Origin of the sequence: Paraburkholderia sp. BL6669N2, assembly GCF_003387275.1 — a bacterium.
GTDB lineage: Bacteria > Pseudomonadota > Gammaproteobacteria > Burkholderiales > Burkholderiaceae > Paraburkholderia.
In genome coordinates this window covers 3,119,814-3,137,478 of sequence record NZ_QUNA01000001.1, presented here as the reverse complement: position 1 = coordinate 3,137,478, position 17,665 = coordinate 3,119,814, and the positions used below count along the sequence as shown (strand labels likewise).

At 62.5% G+C, this 17,665-nt stretch carries 22 protein-coding genes; 21 read left to right on the top strand and 1 reads right to left on the bottom strand.

Annotation, left to right across the window (positions count from 1 at the left end):
- The first annotated feature begins 9 nt into the window (after window positions 1-9).
- The 17 genes from B0G80_RS14225 to tatC all read left to right on the top strand — a co-directional run bounded on the left by B0G80_RS14225 (window position 10) and on the right by tatC (window position 12,527).
- Window positions 10-249 carry a BolA family protein gene (locus B0G80_RS14225; RefSeq protein WP_006052280.1) on the top strand — a complete coding sequence of 80 codons (240 nt, stop codon included), beginning with the start codon at window positions 10-12 and terminating at the stop codon, window positions 247-249.
- Between the two features lie 111 nt (window positions 250-360).
- The gene (gene murA / locus B0G80_RS14220) at window positions 361-1,623 is read left to right on the top strand and encodes a UDP-N-acetylglucosamine 1-carboxyvinyltransferase (protein WP_116118406.1); all 1,263 of its coding nucleotides are present in this window, start codon (window positions 361-363) and stop codon (window positions 1,621-1,623) included.
- Window positions 1,620-2,318, top strand: coding sequence for an ATP phosphoribosyltransferase (hisG, locus tag B0G80_RS14215; RefSeq protein ID WP_106284191.1), 699 nt, complete (start codon window positions 1,620-1,622; stop codon window positions 2,316-2,318). The genes murA and hisG overlap by 4 nt, the downstream gene beginning before the upstream one ends.
- 53 nt (window positions 2,319-2,371) lie before the next feature.
- Window positions 2,372-3,694, top strand: a complete 1,323-nt coding sequence (hisD, locus tag B0G80_RS14210; RefSeq protein ID WP_106284192.1) for a histidinol dehydrogenase — start codon at window positions 2,372-2,374, stop codon at window positions 3,692-3,694.
- Window positions 3,695-3,861: 167 nt separating this feature from the next.
- Entirely contained in the window at window positions 3,862-4,932 is a 1,071-nt protein-coding gene (gene hisC, locus B0G80_RS14205; protein WP_116118405.1) for a histidinol-phosphate transaminase, read from the top strand.
- Between the two features lie 107 nt (window positions 4,933-5,039).
- Window positions 5,040-5,627: an imidazoleglycerol-phosphate dehydratase HisB gene (hisB, locus tag B0G80_RS14200; RefSeq protein WP_064267519.1), complete on the top strand. Its 588-nt coding sequence runs from the start codon at window positions 5,040-5,042 to the stop codon at window positions 5,625-5,627.
- Between the two features lie 79 nt (window positions 5,628-5,706).
- A complete protein-coding gene (locus B0G80_RS14195; RefSeq protein WP_106284194.1) occupies window positions 5,707-6,327 on the top strand; it encodes a MarC family protein in 621 nt (206 codons plus the stop codon).
- A complete protein-coding gene (gene hisH, locus B0G80_RS14190) occupies window positions 6,324-6,965 on the top strand; it encodes an imidazole glycerol phosphate synthase subunit HisH (RefSeq protein WP_116118404.1) in 642 nt (213 codons plus the stop codon). The genes B0G80_RS14195 and hisH overlap by 4 nt, the downstream gene beginning before the upstream one ends.
- A gap of 214 nt (window positions 6,966-7,179) precedes the next feature.
- Complete coding sequence (gene hisA, locus B0G80_RS14185; RefSeq protein ID WP_116118403.1) at window positions 7,180-7,932, top strand: 1-(5-phosphoribosyl)-5-[(5-phosphoribosylamino)methylideneamino]imidazole-4-carboxamide isomerase; 753 nt, start codon at window positions 7,180-7,182, stop codon at window positions 7,930-7,932.
- Between the two features lie 232 nt (window positions 7,933-8,164).
- Complete coding sequence (gene hisF, locus B0G80_RS14180; protein ID WP_013589770.1) at window positions 8,165-8,938, top strand: imidazole glycerol phosphate synthase subunit HisF; 774 nt, start codon at window positions 8,165-8,167, stop codon at window positions 8,936-8,938.
- A gap of 1 nt (window position 8,939) precedes the next feature.
- Window positions 8,940-9,350 carry a phosphoribosyl-AMP cyclohydrolase gene (gene hisI, locus B0G80_RS14175; RefSeq protein ID WP_181196648.1) on the top strand — a complete coding sequence of 137 codons (411 nt, stop codon included), beginning with the start codon at window positions 8,940-8,942 and terminating at the stop codon, window positions 9,348-9,350.
- Window positions 9,347-9,742, top strand: coding sequence for a phosphoribosyl-ATP diphosphatase (locus tag B0G80_RS14170; protein ID WP_116118402.1), 396 nt, complete (start codon window positions 9,347-9,349; stop codon window positions 9,740-9,742). Before hisI ends, B0G80_RS14170 begins: the two co-directional genes overlap by 4 nt.
- 93 nt (window positions 9,743-9,835) lie before the next feature.
- Window positions 9,836-10,231 (top strand): hypothetical protein, encoded by a 396-nt coding sequence (locus B0G80_RS14165; RefSeq protein ID WP_106284198.1) that lies wholly within the window; start codon window positions 9,836-9,838, stop codon window positions 10,229-10,231.
- A gap of 81 nt (window positions 10,232-10,312) precedes the next feature.
- The gene (locus B0G80_RS14160; RefSeq protein ID WP_106284199.1) at window positions 10,313-10,678 is read left to right on the top strand and encodes a histidine triad nucleotide-binding protein; all 366 of its coding nucleotides are present in this window, start codon (window positions 10,313-10,315) and stop codon (window positions 10,676-10,678) included.
- A gap of 237 nt (window positions 10,679-10,915) precedes the next feature.
- A complete protein-coding gene (gene tatA, locus B0G80_RS14155; protein WP_106284200.1) occupies window positions 10,916-11,155 on the top strand; it encodes a Sec-independent protein translocase subunit TatA in 240 nt (79 codons plus the stop codon).
- 39 nt (window positions 11,156-11,194) lie between these two features.
- Window positions 11,195-11,713 (top strand): Sec-independent protein translocase protein TatB, encoded by a 519-nt coding sequence (tatB, locus tag B0G80_RS14150; protein ID WP_116118401.1) that lies wholly within the window; start codon window positions 11,195-11,197, stop codon window positions 11,711-11,713.
- Between the two features lie 34 nt (window positions 11,714-11,747).
- The gene (tatC, locus tag B0G80_RS14145; protein ID WP_106284202.1) at window positions 11,748-12,527 is read left to right on the top strand and encodes a twin-arginine translocase subunit TatC; all 780 of its coding nucleotides are present in this window, start codon (window positions 11,748-11,750) and stop codon (window positions 12,525-12,527) included.
- Between the two features lie 135 nt (window positions 12,528-12,662).
- Here tatC and B0G80_RS14140 read toward each other — a convergent pair whose 3' ends face one another.
- On the bottom strand, window positions 12,663-13,886 hold the full coding sequence (locus tag B0G80_RS14140; protein ID WP_106284203.1) for a Do family serine endopeptidase: 1,224 nt from the start codon (window positions 13,884-13,886) through the stop codon (window positions 12,663-12,665).
- A 19-nt stretch (window positions 13,887-13,905) separates the two neighbouring features.
- Between B0G80_RS14140 and B0G80_RS14135 the strand changes: the two genes are divergently transcribed.
- The 4 genes from B0G80_RS14135 to B0G80_RS14120 all read left to right on the top strand — a co-directional run bounded on the left by B0G80_RS14135 (window position 13,906) and on the right by B0G80_RS14120 (window position 17,659).
- Complete coding sequence (locus tag B0G80_RS14135; RefSeq protein ID WP_106284204.1) at window positions 13,906-14,652, top strand: Nif3-like dinuclear metal center hexameric protein; 747 nt, start codon at window positions 13,906-13,908, stop codon at window positions 14,650-14,652.
- Window positions 14,653-14,882: 230 nt separating this feature from the next.
- A complete protein-coding gene (gene petA / locus B0G80_RS14130; RefSeq protein WP_106284205.1) occupies window positions 14,883-15,503 on the top strand; it encodes a ubiquinol-cytochrome c reductase iron-sulfur subunit in 621 nt (206 codons plus the stop codon).
- Window positions 15,503-16,882: a cytochrome bc complex cytochrome b subunit gene (locus tag B0G80_RS14125; RefSeq protein WP_116118400.1), complete on the top strand. Its 1,380-nt coding sequence runs from the start codon at window positions 15,503-15,505 to the stop codon at window positions 16,880-16,882. The genes petA and B0G80_RS14125 overlap by 1 nt, the downstream gene beginning before the upstream one ends.
- 21 nt (window positions 16,883-16,903) lie before the next feature.
- Window positions 16,904-17,659 carry a cytochrome c1 gene (locus tag B0G80_RS14120; RefSeq protein WP_116118399.1) on the top strand — a complete coding sequence of 252 codons (756 nt, stop codon included), beginning with the start codon at window positions 16,904-16,906 and terminating at the stop codon, window positions 17,657-17,659.
- Window positions 17,660-17,665 lie beyond the last annotated feature (6 nt).

Sequence of the window (17,665 nt, the reverse complement as noted above, 5' to 3'; positions counted from 1 at the left end):
GCTTCTCTTATGTTGCCGACTCCCGAACAGGTCAAGCAATACATCGCGGCTGGGCTCGCCTGCCAGCATCTCGAAGTCGAAGGCGACGGCCAGCATTTCTTTGCGACCATCGTTTCGCCGAGCTTCGAAGGCAAGCGTCTGATCCAGCGACATCAACTCGTGTATGCGGCGCTCGGCGACCGCATGCGCGAAGAAATCCACGCGCTCAGCATGAAGACGCTGACGCCCGCCGAATGGCAGAACGCGTAATCTGGAAATTTAGTGCGAATTACTCAAGAAGGGCGTGACGCCGGTAGCGGCGCGCCGAACACAGTCAAAGCAGCCCCGGCCGAAGTCCGGGTCAATCAGGAACTGACAGGCATGGATAAACTCGTCATTGAAGGTGGCTACCCGCTGTCGGGAGAAGTCGTCGTCTCGGGTGCGAAGAATGCGGCGTTGCCGATTCTGTGCGCGAGTCTGCTCAGCGCGGAACCGGTGCATCTGGACAACGTGCCCGACCTGCAGGACGTGCGCACAATGCTTAAACTGCTCGGCCAGATGGGCGTGCAGATCGAAAGCGGCGATGGGCGCGTGTCGCTGAACGCGGCGAAGGTGGATAACCTCGTCGCGCCGTACGAAATGGTCAAGACCATGCGCGCGTCGATCCTCGTGCTCGGCCCGCTGGTGGCGCGCTTCGGTCACGCACGTGTTTCGCTGCCGGGCGGCTGCGCGATCGGCGCGCGTCCGGTGGATCAGCACATCAAGGGCCTGCAGGCCATGGGCGCCGAGATCACGATCGAGCACGGCTTCATCGAAGCACGCGCGAAGCGTCTGAAGGGCGCGCGTATCGTCACCGACATGATCACCGTGACCGGCACCGAAAACCTGCTGATGGCAGCGGTGCTGGCCGAAGGTGAAACCGTCATCGAGAACGCGGCGCGTGAGCCGGAAGTCGGCGACCTCGCGCATCTGCTGGTCGCCATGGGCGCGAAGATCGACGGCATCGGCACGGATCGCCTCGTGATTCAGGGCGTCGACAAGCTGCACGGCGCGAAGCACACGGTGATTCCGGACCGGATCGAAGCCGGCACATTCCTGTGCGCGGTGGCGGCGGCCGGTGGCGACGTCACGCTGCGCAAAGTGCGTCCGCTGATTCTCGAAGCGGTGACCGAAAAGCTGCGCGAAGCCGGCGTCACGGTCGAAGAGGGCGACGACTGGATGCGCGTGCGCATGGATAAGCGCCCGAGCGCGGTCACCTTCCGCACCTCCGAATACCCCGCGTTCCCGACCGACATGCAGGCGCAGTTCATGGCGCTGAACACGATCGCGACGGGCACCTCGCAGGTTGTCGAGACGATCTTCGAAAACCGCTTCATGCACGTGCAGGAACTGAACCGCCTTGGCGCCAATATCACGATCGACGGTAACACCGCGCTCGTGACCGGCGTCGAACAGCTTTCGGGCGCGAAGGTGATGGCGACCGATCTGCGCGCGTCGGCGAGTCTCGTGATCGCGGCGTTGCGTGCCGACGGCGAAACGCTGATCGACCGGATCTATCACCTCGACCGCGGTTACGACCGCATGGAAACCAAGCTCACCGCGCTCGGCGCGAAGGTGCGCCGGGTTTCGGGTAGCCAGGCATGAGCGCCGTGCCGCAAACTTCGTCGTCGCCGGCGGTGAGCGCGCCGCTCACGCTGGCGCTGTCGAAAGGGCGTATCTTCGAGGAAACGTTGCCGCTGCTCGCCGCAGCCGGCATCGAAGTGGCCGAAGACCCGGAGACCTCGCGCAAGCTGATTCTGCCGACCACCGACGCGAACCTGCGCGTGATCATCGTGCGCGCCACCGACGTGCCGACCTATGTCGAATACGGCGCGGCCGATTTCGGCGTGGCCGGCAAAGACGTGCTGCTCGAACACGGCGGCAGCGGTCTGTACCAGCCGGTCGACCTGGATATTGCGCGCTGCCGCATGTCGGTCGCGGTTGCCGCCGGTTTCGATTACGCCAGCGCGGTGCGCCAGGGCGCCCGCTTGCGTGTGGCGACCAAGTACGTTGAAACCGCGCGTGAGCATTTCGCCGCCAAGGGCGTGCACGTCGACCTGATCAAGCTGTACGGTTCCATGGAACTGGCGCCGCTGGTCGGTCTCGCCGATGCGATCGTCGACCTGGTGAGCTCGGGCAACACCTTGCGCGCCAACAATCTGGTCGAGGTGGAGGAGATCATGCAGATCTCGTCGCGCCTCGTGGTGAACCAGGCGGCGCTGAAGCTCAAGCGCGCTGCGTTGCGGCCGATCCTCGACGCGTTCGAACGCGCGTCGAAGGCCGGCGCCACGACGGCCTGATAGCGTCAGTGTGACCACGTTCTAAAGCGCGCCTTACCGAAACGGATACCCGTATGTCTATCAAGATTCGCAAGCTCGATTCCGCCGCTCCCGACTTCCAGAAGTCGCTGCACGCGGTGCTCGCATTCGAGGCGAGCGAAGACGAAGCAATCGAGCGCTCGGTCGCGCAGATTCTGAACGACGTGAAGGCGCGCGGCGACGCCGCGGTGCTCGAATACACGCAACGCTTCGACCGTGTCGAGGCAAAGAGCGTCGACGCGCTCGAACTGCCGATGGCGGAGCTGGAAGCGGCGCTCGAAAGCCTCGAACCGAAGCGCCGCGCGGCGCTCGAAGCGGCAGCAGCGCGGGTGCGCGGTTACCACGAGAAGCAGAAGATCGAATGCGGCAGCCATAGCTGGCAGTACACGGAAGCCGACGGCACCGTCCTCGGCCAGAAAGTCACGCCGCTGGATCGCGCGGGTATTTATGTGCCGGGCGGCAAGGCGGCATATCCGTCGTCGGTGCTGATGAACGCGATTCCGGCGCGAGTGGCCGGCGTGCGCGAAATCGTCATGGTCGTGCCCACGCCGGACGGTGTGAAGAATCCGCTGGTGCTCGCGGCCGCGCTGCTGGGCGGCGTGGACCGCGTGTTCACGATCGGCGGCGCGCAGGCGGTCGGCGCGCTGGCGTACGGCACGGCGACCATTCCCGCGGTCGACAAGATCTGCGGTCCCGGCAATGCGTATGTCGCGTCGGCCAAGCGCCGCGTGTTCGGCACGGTCGGCATCGACATGATCGCCGGGCCGTCGGAAATCCTCGTGCTGTGCGACGGCACCACGGACCCGCGCTGGGTCGCGATGGACCTGTTCTCGCAAGCCGAGCACGACGAGCTCGCGCAGTCCATCCTGCTGTGCCCGGACGACGCGTTCATCGGCCGCGTGAAAGACGCGATCGACGAACTGCTGCCTACCATGCCGCGCCGCGATGTGATCCAGGCATCGCTCGAAGGCCGTGGCGCGCTGATCAAGGTGCGCGACATGGAGCAAGCCTGCGCGATCGCCAACGACATCGCCCCGGAACATCTCGAAATCTCCGCGCTGGAGCCGCATCAGTGGGGCCAGCTGATCCGCCATGCCGGCGCGATCTTCCTCGGCCGCTACACCAGCGAAAGCCTCGGCGACTACTGCGCGGGGCCGAATCACGTTTTGCCTACGTCTCGTACCGCACGGTTCTCATCTCCCTTGGGCGTCTATGATTTCTTCAAGCGTTCGAGCGTGATCGAGGTCAGCGCGGACGGCGCGCAGACGCTCGGCGAGATCGCCGCCGAGCTCGCTTACGGCGAAGGTCTGCAGGCGCATGCCCGTAGCGCGGAATACCGGATGCGGCAAAACAGCTGAACGCGCTGGATCCGGCGCTGAAGGCGCGGACGTCGAACCGGCCCGCGAACAGCGGCGACGGATTGCGCGTGGTTCATCGTTTAATAAAGACAATACAGACAACCTGGGGCGGCCCGCATGCCGCCAACGCCGGGCCGGCGTTCCCTTGCGACCGGCTTTACCGACCTATGACGACACCTCAAGACATCATCCGCCGCGACGTGCTCGCGATGACGAGCTATCCGGTTCCGGACGCCACGGGCTATATCAAGCTCGACGCGATGGAAAATCCCTTCACGCTGCCGCCCGTGCTGGCCGCGCATCTGGGCGAGCACCTGGCCGGCGTTGCGCTGAATCGCTATCCGGCGCCGCGCCCGGACGCGCTGATCGAGAAGATCAAGCGGGTGATGGGCGTGCCGGCCGGCTGCGACGTGCTGCTCGGCAACGGCTCGGATGAAATCATCAGCATGGTGTCGATCGCGTGTGCGCAGCCGGGCGCCAAAGTGCTCGCGCCGGTGCCGGGTTTCGTCATGTATCAGATGTCGGCGAAGCTGGCGAATCTCGAGTTCATCGGCGTGCCGCTGAAAGCGGATTTCACGCTGGACACCGAAGCGATGCTGGCCGCTATCGCCGAACACCAGCCGGCGATCATCTATCTTGCCTACCCGAACAACCCGACCGGCACGCTGTACGACGACGCCGACATGGAGCGCATCATCGCGGCGGCCAACAAGAGCCTGGTGGTGATCGACGAGGCTTATCAGCCGTTCGCGCAACAAAGCTGGCTGCCGCGCGCCGACGCGTTCGATAACGTCGTCGTGATGCGCACGGTGTCCAAGCTCGGCCTCGCCGGCATCCGTCTCGGCTATCTGGCCGGCAAACCCGGCTGGCTGACCGAATTCGACAAAGTGCGGCCGCCGTACAACACCAACGTGCTCACCCAAGCCGCCGCCGATTTCCTGCTCGACCATGTCGACGTGCTCGACTCGCAGGCGGCGCAATTGCGCGACGAACGCACGAAACTCGCGCACGCGGTGTCCCAATTACCGGGCGCCGAAGTGTTCCCGAGCGCCGGCAACTTCCTGCTGGTGCGCGTGCCCGACGCGTCGGTTCTGTTCGAAACGCTACTCACGGCGCGGGTTCTGATCAAAAACGTGAGTAAAATGCATCCATTGCTGGCTAATTGCGTGCGGTTGACCGTCGGTTCGGCGGAAGAAAACGCGCAATTGCTTGCCGGACTGAAACTCGTGCTGAACTGAACTGAACGGCCGCGCTGGCGCTTTTCCATATGATGGGAAGGCGCGCGTGGCCCGCCGTTTTTTCACCCCACTACCTGTCGCTTTCTAGCTAGATTCGAGGAATTACCATGCGCCTTGCGGAAGTCGTTCGCAACACCAGCGAAACGCAGATCCGTGTGAAGATCAATCTGGACGGCACCGGTCAGCAAAAGCTGGCCACCGGCGTGCCGTTTCTGGACCACATGCTCGACCAGATCGCGCGGCATGGATTGTTCGACCTCGAAATCGAAGCGCATGGCGACCTGCATATCGACGACCACCACACGGTCGAAGACACCGGTATCACGCTAGGCCAGGCCGTCGCGAAAGCGATCGGCGACCGCAAGGGCATCCGCCGCTATGGTCATTCCTACGTGCCGCTCGACGAGGCGCTGTCGCGCGTCGTGATTGATTTCTCGGGCCGTCCGGGTCTCGAATTCCATGTGCCGTTCACGCGTGCGCGCATCGGCACGTTCGACGTCGATCTGTCCATCGAGTTTTTCCGCGGTTTCGTGAATCACGCCGGCGTCACTTTGCATATCGACAACCTGCGCGGCCTGAACGCCCACCATCAGATGGAAACGGTGTTCAAGGCGTTCGGGCGTGCGTTGCGCATGGCCACCGAACTGGACGAACGCGCGGCGGGGCAGATTCCGTCGACCAAGGGCAGCCTCTAAGCCCTCAACAGCCGGTTCATAGGCCAACTCAATTACCAGGACCGGGACCCGCGTCGAGTGCGTGCGCTCCCGGTGTGCGATGGACATTCTGAAGTCGTTTATTTCGCTGCTGGCGTTGATCAACCCGGTCGGCGCCATCCCGTTCTTCATGAGCCTGACGGCGAATCAGAGCGACGCCGAGCGGCGTAGAACCATTCGCATTGCGGCGATCTCGGTGTTCTGCGTGATCGCGATCACCACGCTGCTCGGGCAGCAGATCATCAGCTTCTTCGGCATTTCGGTCGGCTCGCTCGAAGTGGGCGGCGGAATCATCATGCTGCTGATGGCGATCAACATGCTGAACGCGCAGATCGGCAACAGCCGTTCGACGCCGGAAGAGCGCCATGAAGCCGAGCAGAAGGACAACATCGCGGTCGTGCCGCTGGCGATTCCGCTGCTCACCGGTCCGGGCGCGATCAGCACTACGATCATCTATGCGGCCGGCTCGGCGCATTGGTACGACCGGATCAGCCTCGTCGCGATCGGCGCGGTGTTGGCGGCGGTCTGCTTTTTTTCGCTGCGGCTCGCCGAACCGATTGCCCGCTGGGTCGGTCGCACGGGTATCAACATCGGCACACGGCTCATGGGTTTGATGTTATCGGCGCTGGCGGTGGAATTCATCGTCGATGGACTGAAGGCATTGCTGCCTAACTTGAAATGAAAACTTCGATAGCGATTGTGGATTACGGAATGGGCAACCTGCGTTCGGTCGCCCAGGCACTGCGCAAAGCCGCGCCGGAAGCGGACGTGGCGATCGTCGACCAGCCTGAGGCGATTCGCGCGGCCGACCGCGTGGTGCTGCCCGGCCAGGGCGCGATGCCCGATTGCATGCGCAGTCTGGCCGAGTCCGGCCTGCAGGAAGCGGTGATCGAGGCGTCGCGCAGCAAGCCGCTGATGGGCGTGTGCGTCGGCGAGCAGATGCTGTTCGACTGGAGCGCGGAGGGCGACACGCCCGGCCTCGGCCTGTTGCCCGGCAAAGTGCTGCGCTTCGACCTGGAAGGCCAGTTGCAGGATGACGGTTCGCGCTTCAAGGTCCCGCAAATGGGCTGGAACCGCGTGCGCCAGGCGCAGCCACATCCGCTGTGGGACGGCGTCGCGGACAACGCGTTCTTCTACTTCGTGCACAGTTATTACGTGGCGCCTGACAACGCCGCCCATACCTCGGGCGAAACAGTGTACGGTGTGCCCTTTACCTCGGCGGTGGCGCGGGATAACATCTTCGCGACCCAATTCCACCCGGAAAAGAGCGCCGAAGCGGGGCTGCGCGTGTATCGCAACTTCGTGCACTGGAACCCGTGAGCGCCTTTCTTCATCCTGTTGTCGTGCGTCGCTCCGCCACAAGCGGACCGTATGTCGCGCGCAGCAATCGCAACACCATGCTTTCGCTGCCTCACGACGCCACGCAAGGGCGTCGAAAGAGTTGTACTAAACTAGCGAAACGGCGTCCCGGCGGGCTGGACCACCAGCCGCTGCCGCCGACCCTCAACCCCTTCCCAGACAACACCCGATTGCTATGCTGCTGATTCCCGCCATCGACCTGAAAGACGGTCAGTGTGTACGCCTCAAACAGGGCGATATGGACCAGGCGACGATATTTTCCGAGGAACCGGCGGCCATGGCCCGACACTGGGTCGAGCGCGGTGCCCGGCGTCTCCACCTCGTCGACCTGAATGGCGCATTCGCCGGCAAGCCGAAGAATGAAGACGCGATTCGCGCGATCATCGAGGAAGTGGGCGGCGAGATTCCCGTGCAACTGGGCGGCGGCATTCGCGACCTGAACACGATCGAGCGCTATCTGGACGACGGTTTGTCGTACGTGATCATCGGCACGGCGGCGGTGAAGAACCCCGGCTTTCTGCAGGATGCCTGCACGGCGTTCGGCGGCCATATCATCGTCGGACTGGATGCGAAAGACGGCAAAGTCGCGACCGACGGCTGGAGCAAGCTGACCGGCCACGAAGTGGCCGATCTCGCGCGCAAGTTCGAAGACTACGGCTGCGAGTCGATCATCTACACCGACATCGGCCGCGACGGCATGCTTCAGGGCATCAACATCGAAGCGACGGTGCGCCTCGCGCGCGCGGTCAAGATTCCGGTGATCGCGAGCGGCGGATTGTCGAACCTCGCCGACATCGAATCGCTGTGCGAAGTCGAAGACGAAGGCATCGAAGGCGTGATCTGCGGCCGGGCGATTTACTCGGGCGATCTCGACTTCGCGGCGGCGCAAACCCTCGCGGACCGGCTGCGCGAATCGGACGACGCTTAAGGCGGCTCAGGCGAACCTTCAGCCTCGCTGCCCGCGTCTCGTGTTTCCGGCCGGCGTCGCGGTGAACGAATCACCGGCAACCGAAGCGGACGCGACCATGCACCGGCAGAGCGCCTCAGGCCGTCCGCGTGCGACTCACCGGCGGCGCGGCTGGCCGCCGCCGACCTTGCGCCGCTCGTTGAAGTTCCCAGGCGAGCGGCCTCATCAGCGGTATTGGCAGAATTGCAAGATCATGGCTCTAGCTAAACGCATCATCCCCTGTCTCGACGTCACGGCTGGCCGCGTGGTCAAGGGCGTCAACTTCGTCGAACTGCGCGATGCGGGCGACCCGGTTGAAATCGCCCGCCGCTATGACGATCAGGGCGCCGACGAACTCACCTTCCTCGACATCACCGCGACCTCGGATCAGCGCGATCTGATCCTGCCGATCATTGAGGCCGTCGCCTCGCAAGTGTTCATTCCGCTGACGGTCGGCGGCGGCGTGCGCGCCGTCGAAGACGTGCGGCGCTTACTGAACGCGGGCGCGGACAAGATCAGCATGAACTCGTCGGCGGTGGCGAATCCGCAACTCGTGAAAGACGCCACGGACAAATACGGCTCACAGTGCATCGTCGTCGCAATCGACGCGAAGCGCGTCTCCGCGGACGGCGAGCCGCCGCGCTGGGAAGTCTTCACGCACGGCGGGCGCAAGGCCACCGGCCTTGAAGCCGTCGAATGGGCGCGCAAGATGGCCGAACTCGGCGCGGGCGAAATCCTGCTTACCAGCATGGATCGCGACGGCACCAAGAGCGGCTTCGACCTCGCGCTCACGCGCGCAGTGTCGGACGCCGTACCGATTCCGGTAATCGCTTCGGGCGGCGTGGGCAACCTGCAACATCTGGCCGACGGCATCAAAAGCGGCCATGCGGACGCGGTGCTCGCCGCGAGCATCTTCCACTACGGCGAACACACCGTGGGCGAGGCCAAGCGCTTCATGGCCGATCAGGGCATTTCGGTGAGGTTGTGACGTGGTGAATCCCTCGGCAGTCAATTGGCTCGACAAGGTCAAGTGGGACGTGAACGGCCTCGTGCCCGTGATCGCGCAGGAAGCGTCGACGAACGACGTGCTCATGTTCGCGTGGATGAACCGCGAAGCCCTAGCGAAGACCATCGAAACTCATCGCGCGGTGTATTTCTCGCGTTCGCGCCAACGCCTGTGGTTCAAGGGCGAAGAGTCCGGCCACGTGCAGCATGTGCACGAAGTGCGGCTCGATTGCGACGAAGACGTCGTCTTGCTCAAAGTGGAGCAGGTGTCGGGCATTGCCTGCCACACCGGCCGCCACTCGTGCTTCTTCCAGAAATTCGAAGGCTCGGTGGACGATGGCGACTGGGTCGCCGTCGATCCCGTGCTGAAAGACCCCGAACACATTTACAAATGACGCAATCCACGCAAACCACGTCGTCCGACTCCGACTCCACGACCGATACGCTGATGCGCCTCGCGGCGATCATCGACAGCCGCAAGGGCGGCGATCCAGACGTGTCGTATGTGTCGCGCCTGTTCCACAAGGGCGATGACGCGGTGCTGAAGAAAATCGGCGAAGAAGCCACCGAAGTCGTGCTGGCCGCCAAGGACGCGCGCCACGGCGGCGCACCGAAGGCGCTGGTCGGCGAAGTCGCGGACCTGTGGTTTCACTGCCTCGTGATGCTGTCGCACTTCGATCTGAGTCCCGCGGACGTGCTCGCCGAACTGGAGCGCCGCGAAGGCATGTCGGGTATCGAGGAAAAGGCGCTGCGCAAGAGCCGCGACCGCGAGCAGAACGGCGACTGATCGCAGTGGGTCCGCGCTTGCGTGTTGAAGTGGAGCGCACCGGCGCCCATATTGCAGGAACGCATCTGATCGCATCCTTGGGAGGACGCAAGCATGGAACAGTCGCACGAGAGGTATCCGCCGCCGGCCTATCGCAATGCTCTCGAGCCTGAGCGCGAGCGCAGCCTGCGTACGCTCACCCACGTGCTGTACGCGCTGTATGCGGTCCACTGGCTGACGGGCGGCCTGACGATCCTGATCGCGATCATCATCAACTACGTGAAGCGGCCCGACGTGGTGGGCACGCCGTACGAGGCCCATTTCGAGTGGCAGATCCGCTCCTTCTGGATGGCCTTGCTGGGCTACGCGATCGGCGGTGTGCTGCTGTTCGTGGTGATCGGCATTCCGGTTCTGTGGGCCGTGAGCATCTGGATGTTGTACCGTATTATCAAGGGCTGGCTGTATCTGTACGATAACAAGCCGCTCGCGAATCCGCGGGGCTGGTTCTAGGTTTCGTCCGACGGTTGCCGGGCCTGACATGAATCGCGCCGCGTCGGCTTCGCGCTTCAGCCATACTGTGTCAGGAATACGATGAGCCACGACCCGAACTGCCTTTTCTGCAAGATTGCCGCCGGCGAGATCCCGTCGACCAAGGTCCACGAAGACGACGAGTTCGTCGCCTTCCGCGACATTCGGCCGGCCGCGGATACGCATGTGCTGGTGATTCCGCGCAAGCACATCGCCACCCTATCGAGCTGCACCGAGAGCGATGCACCGCTGCTTGGTAGAATGCTGGTCCTGGCAGCGCGTTTGGCCGATCAACTGGGCGTGGCGTACACCGGCGGCGAAACGGGTTTTCGCACGGTAATCAATACCGGTCCGGGCGGCGGCCAGGAGGTGTATCACCTGCACGCGCACATTCTCGCGGGACCGCGCCCCTGGCAGCGCATGGGCTGACCCGGCAGTGCGGGAGTGTGTAGCGAGTTTTGGTCGCGGACAATAGCGCGGCCGTTGTTTTTGCCGCATTGTAACGACGCCGACGCGATCGTCTGGTCACAATGACATTCCGTGTCGCGGGTTGCAGCCGAAAAGGTCGCGGTAACGTATAGATGAAGCGTACGCGCTTCGATTCATGCCGCAAGGCGCCCGAGTTTCGCCGCATCCGGTGCGGTATCGGGGTTAAGGAGAGTAGTCATGGGTTCGTTGAGTATTTGGCATTGGCTGATCGTGTTGTTGATCGTAGCGCTCGTGTTCGGCACGAAGAAGCTGCGCAATATCGGCACCGATCTGGGTGGCGCGGTGAAGGGCTTCAAGGAAGGCATCAAGGAAGGCGAGACGCCGGCAGCCGAAGCGCAGCAGCGCGAACTGCCGCGCAACGGCGCCGTGGACGTGGAAGCAAAGGAAAAGACGCCGCGTTCCGGCGATTACCGCTAAGCCGCGGCTTACCCGCGTTACTGACGGACATTCCACTTCATGCTGGACCTCGGTCTAACCAAGATGGCGCTGATCGGCGTCGTCGCGCTGGTCGTACTCGGGCCTGAGCGCCTGCCACGCGTCGCCCGTACGGCCGGCGCGTTGTTCGGCCGCGCGCAGCGGTATATCAACGACGTGAAGGCCGAAGTCACGCGCGAAATCGAACTCGACGAATTGCGTCGGATGAAAAGCGAGTTCGAGGCCGCCGCGACCAACGTCCAGACCTCCGTTCAGGACAACCTGCGCAAGCACGAGTCCGAAATGAACGACGCGTGGAACAGCGGCTCGTCGGTGTCGCCGAGCATTGCCGGTGGCGCGCTCGAAGATGCCGGCAATACGTCGTGGTCGGGCAGCACGCCCGCTGCGGCGGCCAAACGCAAGAACTGGCGCGTCAAGCAGACGGCCATGCCCACCTGGTACAAGCGCGCGACCACGCGCCGCACGCGTGTGCAGTCGGGTGCGGCGCGCGTGGCGAGGCATACGCCGACCAGCATGCGTCGTCCGACGCGGTTCTTCTGATGTTCAGAACGACAATCTCTAACCGAGGGCCGGCGTGAGCGACCCCCAGCAAACCCAGGACGAAGGCACTGAAGAGACCTTCATTTCCCACCTCGTTGAATTGCGCGACCGCATCATTCGCGCCGGCCTTGCCGTCGTCGTGGTGTTCGTCGGACTCGTGTACTGGGCGCCGGATATCTTCCGGTTGCTGGCGCGGCCTTTGATGCAGAACTTGCCGAAGGACGGCAAGATGATCGTCACCGACGTCACCGGCTCGTTCTTCGTGCCGATGAAGGTGACCATGCTGGTAGCCTTCGTGATCGCTTTGCCTATCGTGCTCTATCAGATCTGGGCCTTCGTCGCGCCAGGTCTTTATCAGCACGAGAAGAAACTGGTCGGGCCGCTGGTGGGCAGCAGCTACACGCTGTTCCTGTGCGGCATGGCGTTCGCGTACTTCGTGGTGTTCCCGACCATTTTCCGCGTGATGGCGCACTACAACGCGCCGCTGGGCGCGGAGATGACCACGGACATCGACAATTACCTGAGCTTCGTGCTGACCATGTTCATTGCGTTCGGCGTGACGTTCGAAGTGCCGATCGTCGTGGTGCTACTGGTGCGCATGAACGTGGTGACGCTCAAGAAGCTCAAGGAGATTCGACCGTATGTGATCGTCGGCGCGTTCGTGATTTCGGCCGTGGTCACGCCGCCGGACGTGTTCTCGCAACTGATTCTGGCGATTCCGCTGATCGTGCTGTACGAGGCGGGGATCATCGCGGCGCGGTTGATCGTCGGCAAGCAGCCGGTGGTGATCGAAGACGCGAGCGCGTCGGAATGATGGTGTAGCGCTTCGGCGAACGCACGCAAGCAAAAAGGGCAGTCCGTAGTGGACTGCCCTTTTTGTTTGGCACGTGGCGCATGGCTTGTGCTTGCTTATTGCGGGACGTTGGATTCGCTTTGCCTTTCGCTATGGTCAGCCGCCGTCGTCGTCCTGATCGCCGCTGCCACCGCCATTGTCCTCGGCCGGTTGCTTCGGCGGAGGCGGGCGTTTGCCGATGGTGACCTCCAGATCCATCTCATGGCTCTTGCGCACGAGATGCACCTTCGCGGCGGTGCCCGGCTTGATCTGCGCGATCACGTTCAGAAGACGCGTGGTGTCGGTAATTTCCTGACCGTTCACGCTCATGAGAATGTCGCCTGGCTTGATGCCCGCACGGTCAGCGGGGCCGTTCTTCAGCACGCCAGCGACAATTGCGCCCGACTTTTGCTCCAGCCCGAACGATTCGGCGATCTCCGGCGTGACATCCTGCGGTTCGACGCCGATCCAGCCGCGCGTCACCGAACCCGTGGTGATGATGCTCTCGAGCACGCTCCTCGCCGTCGAGACGGGAATCGCAAAGCCAATGCCGAGCGAGCCGCCCGAGCGGGAATAGATCGCGGTGTTGATGCCGAGCAGATTGCCGTTCACGTCGACGAGCGCGCCGCCCGAGTTGCCCGGATTGATCGCCGCGTCGGTCTGAATGAAGTTTTCGAACGTGTTGATGCCGAGGTGATTGCGCCCAAGTGCGCTGACAATGCCCATGGTCACCGTCTGGCCGACGCCGAACGGATTGCCGATGGCGAGCACCACGTCGCCCACGCGCGTCTGGTCCATGCGGCCGAGCGTGATGGTGGGCAGGTTGGTCATGTTGACCTTGAGCACGGCCAGATCCGTTTCCGGATCGACGCCGATCACCTTCGCATTCGTGGTGCGGCCGTCGGCCAGCGCGATTTCGATCTGATCGGCGCCGTCCACGACGTGCTGGTTCGTTAGAATGTAACCTTCCGAACTCACTATCACGCCGGAGCCCAGATTGGATGCGGGTTGTTCCTGCTGCTTGCGGTTCTTGTCGCCGAAGAAGTAGCGGAACAGCGGATCTTTCGCGCGCGGGTCGGGCGGCAGTGAGCCATCCTTGCTGGAAAACACATTGACGACCGCGGGCATGGCCTTTTGCGCGGCGTCCGCGTACGACGCCTGAGCTGGGCCGCTGCCGATGCCTGGCGCTACTTCCCGCAGCGCGACGATCGGTTCGGCGAGTTGCTTGCCGAATTGCCCTTGACGCTGGAGCCACTGCGGTTTGAGGGTCGCAATGATGAACATGAGCGCCAACAGCACGGTCACCGCTTGGGCAAAGAACAGCCAAAAGCGTCTAAGCATCTGAAGACTAGAGGTTTATATGGATCGGATCGAACTTGAATTGTACTTGAACAATCTCCTTGAAACCGCGCGCTTCAAGGACTATTGCCCTAATGGATTGCAGGTCGAAGGGCGTCGCAAGATCAATAAGCTCGCGACCGGCGTGACCGCCTCGGCGGCCTTTCTGGAGGCCGCGCTCGATTGGGGCGCGGACGCCGTGCTGGTTCATCACGGCTACTTCTGGCGCAACGAAGCGCCGCAGATCACCGGCCGTAAACACGCGCGGCTCAAGCTGCTGATCGCCAACGACCTGAACCTGTTCGCCTATCACCTGCCGCTCGACGACCATCCCGAGTTCGGCAACAACGCGCAGATCGGCCAGAAGATGGGCTGGATCAGCGACGCGCGCTTCGGCGAGAACGACCTCGGCTGGCTCGCCACGTTTCCCATGCCGATCACGCTCGCGCACTTCACCGCGCAAGTGGAGCAGACGCTCGGCCGCACACCGCTCGTATTCGGCGACGCGGACCGCGAACTGCGCCGCGTGGGCTGGTGCACGGGCGCCGCGCAAGGCATGTTCGACGCGGCCATCAACGCGGGCGCCGACGTTTATCTGACCGGCGAAGTGTCGGAATCGGTGATGCACACGTCGGCGGAAAGCGGCGTCGCGTTTCTCGCGGCGGGCCACCATGCCACCGAGCGCTTCGGCGTGCAGGCGGTGGGCAAGCATCTGTCCGAGCAGTTCGATATCGAGCATCTCTTTATCGATATCCCTAATCCGGTTTGAATCGCCGAGTTACGTAAAACGCATTAGGGAAGAAAAAGGCACGAATAACGCAGAGGGCACTTAAAAGGAGGTGCGAAAAAGTTTGCGATCCGTACGGAGTAACCCTGATTTATCAAAGGCTTCGCACGGTTTTTGGCAATCGGGCCTTGTAAATGGCGACTCCATTCGCGCAAACTAGCGGCGGTAGAAGAGACGTGAAGGAAAAATCCAACTCAGAAGTGGGGCGTGTGATGCGAGACAAGGAAGATGAACGCGTCGACGGCAGCCGCCGTACCTGGCTGATAGCGACGACCGTAGCAGGTGGCATAGGAGGCGTTGCCACTGTCGTACCCTTTGTTAGTTCGTTTGCACCATCTGAAAAGGCCAAGGCAGCAGGTGCCCCGGTCGAGGTCGATATCAGTGATCTCAAGCCTGGCGACATGAAGACCGTTGCCTGGCGTGGTAAGCCCGTGTGGATCATCAACCGCACCGACCGTATGCTCGCCGATGTCCAGAAAGCCGATAACGAAGTAGCGGATCCCCACACCAAGAATCCTTTTTCGATGCCGTTGCCGGAGTACTGCAACAACGAGTTCCGTTCACGCACCGACCACAAAAACCTGTTCGTCGCCGTCGCCGTGTGCACCCATCTGGGCTGTACGCCAACGCCGCGCTTCCAGGAGGGCGCGCAGCCCAATCTTCCAGACGACTGGCCAGGCGGCTTCCTGTGTCCTTGCCACGGCTCGACCTATGACATGGCCGGCCGCGTCTTCAAGAACAAACCTGCGCCGCAGAACCTCGACATTCCGCCTTACATGTTCACCTCGGCCACCGGCCTCGTGATCGGCAAGGACGAGAAAGGAGACGCGTAATGGCGATCGAACACGAAGTAGAGACGACCGGGCTGGTCGGCTGGATCGACCGGCGCTTTCCGCTGACTTCCACCTGGAAGAAGCACGTTTCCGAGTACTACGCGCCGAAGAACTTCAACTTCTGGTACTTCTTCGGTTCGCTTGCCCTGCTGGTGCTGGTCAACCAGATCGTCACCGGCATCTTCCTCACCATGAACTACAAGCCCGACGCAACGCTCGCGTTCGCGTCGGTCGAGTACATCATGCGCGAGGTGCCGTGGGGCTGGTTGATTCGCTATATGCACTCCACGGGCGCGTCGATGTTTTTCGTCGTTGTCTACCTGCATATGTTCCGCGGGTTGATGTACGGCTCGTACCGCAAGCCGCGCGAACTGGTGTGGATTTTCGGCTGCGCAATTTTCCTTTGCCTGATGGCGGAGGCGTTTTTCGGCTATCTGCTGCCGTGGGGCCAGATGTCCTTCTGGGGCGCGCAGGTGATCGTCAACCTGTTCTCGGCGATTCCGTTCATCGGGCCGGATCTGTCGCTGTGGATTCGCGGCGACTACGTGGTCTCGGACGTCACGTTGAACCGCTTCTTCGCGTTTCACGTGATCGCGATTCCGCTGGTGCTGATCGGTCTGGTGGTCGCCCATCTGGTCGCGCTGCACGAAGTGGGATCGAACAACCCGGACGGCATCGAAATCAAGGCGAAGAAGGACCCGGACGGCATTCCGCTCGACGGCATTCCGTTCCACCCGTATTACTCGGTGCACGATTTCATGGGTGTCACGGTGTTCCTGATCATCTTCGCGGCGATCATTTTCTTCGCGCCGGAGATGGGCGGCTACTTCCTCGAAGCGAACAACTTCGTGCCGGCCAACCCGCTGCAAACACCGCCTGAAATCGCTCCGGTGTGGTACTTCACGGCCTTCTACGCGATGCTGCGCGCCACGACCGATCCGTTCAAGATCGTGCTGATGGTGGTAATCGGGTTGCTCGGCCTGCTCGCGTTGGTGCGCGCTCGCGGCAAGTGGAAACTCGGCCTGCCGGTGCTCGCAGTGCTGGTGATCCTGGCCATGGCGTTGACCGAGTCGAAGTTCTGGGGTGTGGTGGTGATGGGCGGCGCGGTGGTGTCGCTGTTCTTCCTGCCTTGGCTCGACCGCTCGCCGGTCAAGTCGATTCGCTACCGGCCGTTTTTTCACAAGGTGTTCTACGGGATCTTCGTGCTCGTGTTCCTGACGCTGGCTTTCCTCGGCACCAAGCCGCCGTCGCCGGTCGCCACGTTGATCGCGCAGGTCTGTGCGCTGATCTACTTCGCGTTTTTCCTCGGTATGCCGTTCTGGACGCGGCTTGGCACGTTCAAGCAGCCGCCCGAGCGGGTGCGGTTCAAGCCTCACTAATCGCGAGCCAGGAGAACACGAATGAAAAAACTGCTTACGAAGTGCGCGCTGATCGGCGCGACACTGCTCGCGGTGCTGGCCGCCCCGGCTTACGCGGACGAGAATTTCCCTCTCGACCGCGCGCCGGATAACGCGGAAAATTTCGCGTCCTTGCAGCACGGCGCGCGATTGTTTGTAAACTACTGCCTGAATTGCCACAGCGCGAACCTGATGCGCTACAACCGCCTCACCGACATCGGCATTACGCCGAACGAAATTCAGGCGAACCTGTTGTTCACCACGGATAAAGTCGGCAACACGATGACCGTGGCGATGCGGCCGGCCGACGCGCAAGCGTGGTTCGGCGCGAGTCCGCCGGATTTGTCGGTGGAAGCGCGGGCGCGCGGCAAGGACTGGCTGTACACGTATTTGCGCACTTTTTATCGCGACAATACGCGGCCGACCGGCTGGAACAATCTGGTGTATGAAAACGTGAGCATGCCTCACGTGCTGTGGCAGCTTCAGGGCGAACGTACCGCGAAGTTCGGGGATGAAACCGACGAAAAAACTGGCGAGACGGTACACAAATTTGTCGGCTTCCAGCAGGTCACTCCGGGGACGATGTCGCCGGTAGATTATGATTCTGCTGTGGCCGACCTCGTGTCGTACCTGTCATGGATGTCCGAACCGACCCAGAAAACCCGCAAACAGCTTGGCGTGTGGGTGCTGTTGTTCCTCGGTATCCTGAGCTTTTTCGCCTGGCGATTGAACGCCGCGTACTGGAAACATATCAAATAATCACGC